The organism is Corallococcus sp. 4LFB (assembly GCF_046520365.1).
In the GTDB taxonomy this organism is placed as follows: domain Bacteria; phylum Myxococcota; class Myxococcia; order Myxococcales; family Myxococcaceae; genus Corallococcus; species Corallococcus caeni.
This window is the reverse complement of record NZ_JBKGHJ010000572.1, coordinates 1-4,782: the sequence shown is the minus strand read 5'-3', so window position 1 is coordinate 4,782 and position 4,782 is coordinate 1. Positions and strand designations below refer to the sequence as shown.

At 72.7% G+C, this 4,782-nt stretch carries 4 protein-coding genes; all 4 read right to left on the bottom strand.

Features of this window, described 5'->3' with window-relative positions; all coding sequences use genetic code 11:
- Window positions 1–51: 51 nt before the first annotated feature.
- Window positions 52–1,518, bottom strand: a complete 1,467-nt coding sequence (locus tag ACLEQD_RS37090; protein WP_410390613.1) for a PEGA domain-containing protein — start codon at window positions 1,516–1,518, stop codon at window positions 52–54.
- A 67-nt stretch (window positions 1,519–1,585) separates the two neighbouring features.
- Entirely contained in the window at window positions 1,586–2,929 is a 1,344-nt protein-coding gene (locus tag ACLEQD_RS37085; protein WP_410390612.1) for a S41 family peptidase, read from the bottom strand.
- Between the two features lie 84 nt (window positions 2,930–3,013).
- Complete coding sequence (locus ACLEQD_RS37080) at window positions 3,014–3,874, bottom strand: alpha/beta fold hydrolase (protein WP_410390611.1); 861 nt, start codon at window positions 3,872–3,874, stop codon at window positions 3,014–3,016.
- Window positions 3,875–3,962: 88 nt separating this feature from the next.
- Window positions 3,963–4,782, bottom strand: an 820-nt coding sequence (locus ACLEQD_RS37075) for a murein hydrolase activator EnvC family protein (protein ID WP_410390610.1), incomplete at its 5' end; no start/stop codon positions are given.

Here is a 4,782-nt window from a genome sequence, read left to right as displayed (position 1 = left end):
GGGCGGGCGGAGGCGGCGGCATGGGGCAGCGCCTCCTTCATGGGCTTCTCCTCACGGGCCGGCGCGGCGCGCTCGGACGGCGTGCTCGCGGGGGGGCTGGAGCGACGAGGAGCCCCCACCCTTCTTGTAGAACGCCAGGTAGCTGCCGGCGCCCGCGGACAGCAGGCCCGCCAGCACGCCGATGTCCGCCACCAGCGCGTACGTCTTGCCGGTGCTCTTCAGGTCCTCCGCGCGCGTGCTGCCCTGCGGCGCGGTCTTGAACGCGTCCGCCTTGGAGGAGGCCTCCAGGCCGAAGTAGATGCCGCCCGCCAGCAGCGCCACGCCCGTGGCCAGCAGCACGTAGCCCGCGGTGCGGCGGCTCACGCTCCCGCCACCGGCGAAGTGCTTCACCGGCTTGCCGTCGACGCGCGCCGCGTCCTGGGCCACCAGCCCCGTCAGCAGCGCCTCGGAGCCCGTGGCCATCGCGTCACCGCGCGGCACCTGGCCCAGCGCGTACGCCTGGTTGTGGCCGTCCGCCACGTCCATGCGCAGGCCGGTGACGGTCAGCGGCGCGTTGCCCGGGCCGCCGCGCACTACCAGCGCCAGCACCTGCTGCACGTCCGCGAGCGCGCCCAGCTCCTGCAGCGCCTTGTCGCGGTCTTCCTCGTCGGGGCTCTTCGCGATGCGCTCCACGAGCGCGGCGTAGCGCTGCTGCACCGGCAGCTTCGGGAGCGTGAAGGAGGACTCGCCCTCGCGCGCCCGGCCCTCCGTCACGGTGTAGCCCGGCGCCACCAGCGTCACGTAGTGGTCCGCGCGCGTCAGGCCGGTGAGCGACAGCGGGGACACGCCCCGGTAGGTCCCGTCCACGAACACCTGCGCGGCAGCGGGCTGCGTGCGCACCGACAGCGTCGCCTCCGCGCCGTCCAGCTGCGCCTTGCGCTCGTTCTCCACGAACGCGACCTCTTCGGGCGGGAAGAAGTTGGGGTTGAAGGTGGCGCGCGGATCCACCGCGAGCACGCCGCGCATCTCCAGCTCCGCGGCCTTGTTCTCCCCGTTGGCCACCTGCGTCGCGGCCTTCATCACCCGCGCGCGGCTCAGGAGCGGGAACGCGCGTGACAGGTCCGACTGCTCGTAGGCCTTCACCGCCTTGTCGAAGCTCTGGAGCGCCTTCACGGTGTCCAGCTCGTCGTACGCCTTCGCGCCCTCCTTGAACGCGGCGTTGCCCTCCACCGCCTTCGCCTGACGCGCGCTCGCGCCCTGGGGGTCCAGCGCGTCCGCCAGCCGCACCAGCTCCAGGCGCCCGGAGCGGGCCACGGCCTGCTCGGCCCAGTGCGCCAGCGCCAGCGCCTCCCCCTCCAGCGAGGCATCCACCGGAATGGCCACCACCGTCACGCGAGGGCCCGTCGCCGACGGCAACGTTCGCGGCATCAGCCGCAGCGGTACGTGTTGCTGCTGCGCGGCGGCGGGGCCCATGGCCAGCATTCCCACCAGCCAGCCACTGAGCGTCGCGTGCAGCGCGCGATTGAAAGGACGTCGCATCCGGTCTCCCTCGTTGCTGTGCGCATTACACGCACTGCGCGGCGGAACGCCAGCATCGAAAGGGGTTTCAGCGACCCGCGGTGCTCCCGGTGGCCCGGGACGCGGGCCCTGGCGCCAACCCATGGAGGTAGTTGAGCGCGACCTTCAGTTGTGGATCCACGAGCTTCGCCGTCACCGCCCAGTCCTTCAGGTTCGCGGGCAGGGTCCGGGGCTGCGCGGCGACCTCCGACGTCGCCTGGGACGGCTCCGCCTTGAAGTGGCCCCGCAGGTCCTTCTCCCGGGGCGCGGCTCCCGTCTTCCCGGAGGAATCCTCCGGCACCAGGAAGTCCGGGGTGATGCCCTTCTCCTGGATGCTGCGGCCCTTGGGCGTGTAGTAGCGCGCGATGGTGAGCTTCAGGCCGGAGCCGTCCTCCAGCTCGATGATGGTCTGCACGCTGCCCTTGCCGAAGGTCTGCGTGCCCATGATGACCGCGCGGCCGTGGTCCTGGAGCGCGCCGGCGACGATTTCGGACGCGGAGGCGCTGCCCGCGTTGACCAGCACCACCAGCGGGTAGTCCTTCTCCGTGTCGCGGTCGCGGCTTTTCTCCTCGGAGGCGTTGCGGCCGTCGCGCCCGCGCGTGGACACGATGGGCAGGTTGCCCGGCAGGAAGCGGTCGCTCATGGCCACGGCCTGGTCCAACAGGCCGCCGGGGTTGTTGCGCAGGTCCAGCACCAGGCCGTCCAGCTCCCTGCCGCCGTTGAGCGCGCGCAGCCGGTCCAGCTCCTTCTTCAGCGACACGTCCGTGCGGTCCTGGAAGTTCTTCACCCGCACGTGACCGATGCCGCCGTAGAGCGCGCCCTCCACGGACACGATGCGGATGTGGTCGCGCAGGATGGCCAGCTCCTGGGGAGCGTTGAAGCCCTCGCGCATGAGCGTGAGCAGCACGCGGCCGCCCGCGGGCCCGCGCATCTTCTGGAGCGCGCGCCCCAGGTCCATGCCCTGGGTGCTCTCCCCGTCGATGGCGAGCAGCTCGTCCCCGGCCTTGATGCCGGCGCGCGCCGCGGGCGTGTCGTCGAGGGGCGCCACCACCACCAGCCGGTCGCCCTTGCGCGCGATTTCGATGCCCAGGCCGCCGAACTCGCCGGACGTGTCGATCTTCATCTCCCCGAAGAGCTCCGGCGGCAGGTAGATGGTGTGCGGATCCAGCGTGCCGAGCATCCCCTGGATGGCGCCCTGGATGAGCGTCTTCCTGTCCACGGGCTCCACGTAGTTGTTCTCCACGTAGGAGAGCACCCGCGCGAACAGCTCCAGCTGGCGGTACGCGGACTCCTCCCGGCCGGCCGCGTCCGAGGGCTTCTGCGCGAGCGCGGGCGCGCCCCACAGGAGGAGCGCGGCGAGTCCCATGCGCCACGGCTTCGGGGAACGGATCACGTGAGCGCGTCCTTGGGGGTCGGGTGAGAGAGGCCGTCGCAAGGCCCCCGAGTCTACACCCGGCCCGCCGGACGATTCCCGCCCTTAGAGGGCCGCCCGGTCCGCGAAGCCCACCAGGTGGGACACGAACGCGTCCGGCCGCTCCATCTGCGGCACGTGGCCGAAGCCCTCCACCACGTGGACCTCCGCCTGGGCGGGCAGGTGCTGCCGGTACCAGGTGAGGATCTCCGGGGGCAGGAGCCGCTCGCTGCCACCCCAGAGGAAGAGCACCGGCATCTTCAGCTCCCGCACCGCCTGGGGCGCGATGCTCGCCTGCGTGGCGAGCGCATCCGCCGCGAGCGCCTGCACCGTGGGCGTCGTGTAGAACTTCCGCAGCTCCGACGCGAGCAGCATCGCGGCCCACGGCGGCCGGTGGAACAGGCGCTTCGTCAGCGCGCGCACGTCCGCGTTCGACTTCACCGCGAAGTGGCCCAAGAGCGCCGCCAGCGCCTCGGGCGTCAGCTCCGCGCCCGCGGGGGAGACCAGCGCGAGCGCCTTCACCAGGGCCGGATGCTCGGCGGCCAGGTTGACGGACATGGCCCCGCCCAGCGAGTTGCCCACCACGAGCGCGGGCGTCCCCACCACCTGCTCGAAGTAGGCGCGCAGCACGTCGAACTGGGCCTGCACGCAGGTGGGGCCGCCGCAGTACTCGCCGGAGAAGCCGTGGCCCGGCAGGTCCGGCGCGAGCACGCGGGAGAAGCGCCGCGCCAGGCCGAAGAACGTGCGCCCGAAGCCGTTGGCGGAGCCGCCCAGCCCGTGCACCAGCACCACCGGCGGGCCCCGGCCCTGCCCCTCCAGCGCGTAGTGGTGCACCGCCTGACCGGCGACGCTCACCGTCTCCGACACCACGCCACGCGCCACCAGCATGCGGCGCATCGCCTTCTGCATCCCACCCATCAGGTCCACGCGCGGGCCTCCTTCCTCACCAACGACCGCTGCCCTGCACCTTCTAATGCGCCCGCCGCTTGGACGCACCGCACCATGACAGACAGAGTCAGGGCGTCCCCGCGGCGGCGGTGGCGGGGGCCAGCCAGGGGCCGGGGTCCACGGCCTGCCCGGCGCGGCGGACCTCGAAGTAGAGGTAGGCGCCCTTGAGGGAGCCGGTGTCGCCCACCTCGCCCACCACGTCGCCCGGGGCCACGCGGGCGCCCACGGCGACGGCGATGGTGGAGAGGTGGGCCACCAGGGTGTGGAAGTCATCGCCGTGGTCGACGATGAGCAGGTTGCCGTAGCCGCGCAGCCAGCCCGCGTAGACGACGGTGCCTTCGGCCACCGCGTGCACGGGGGTGCCCGAGGGCGCGCGGATGTCCACGCCCTTCTGCACGGTGACGGTGTTGAAGCGCGGGTTCACCACGCGGCCGAAGCCCACCTCCACGATGCCCGCCACGGGCCGAGGCAGCTTGCCCTTCAGGGCGCCGAAGCCGCTGGTCGCGGGGGCCTCGTGCAGGTCCGCCAGCATGCGGGTGAGCTCCGCGTCCGCGCCCTCCAGCTCGCGCACGGCGCGCTTCGCCAGCTCCGCCTCGCCGGCCAGCCTCCCCACCACCTCCTCCAGCGCCTCCTGCTGGGCCTGGGCCTGCTTCGACTGTCGCTGGAGGAAGGCCACGCGCTGCGACAGCGAGGTGTGCAGCCGCTTCAGCTCCAGCGTCGCCTGGCGCTGAAGGGTTGCCACGTGCTGCACGGTGCGCAAGAGCTCCAGGTCGCCGGCCATGCTGGCCTCCAGCGCGCGGGCGCGCCACATGAGCGCTGAGAAGTCCTCGGCGGACAGCAGCACCTCCAGCGGGCGGCGGCGCTGGAGGCGGTACAGGGTGCGCAGG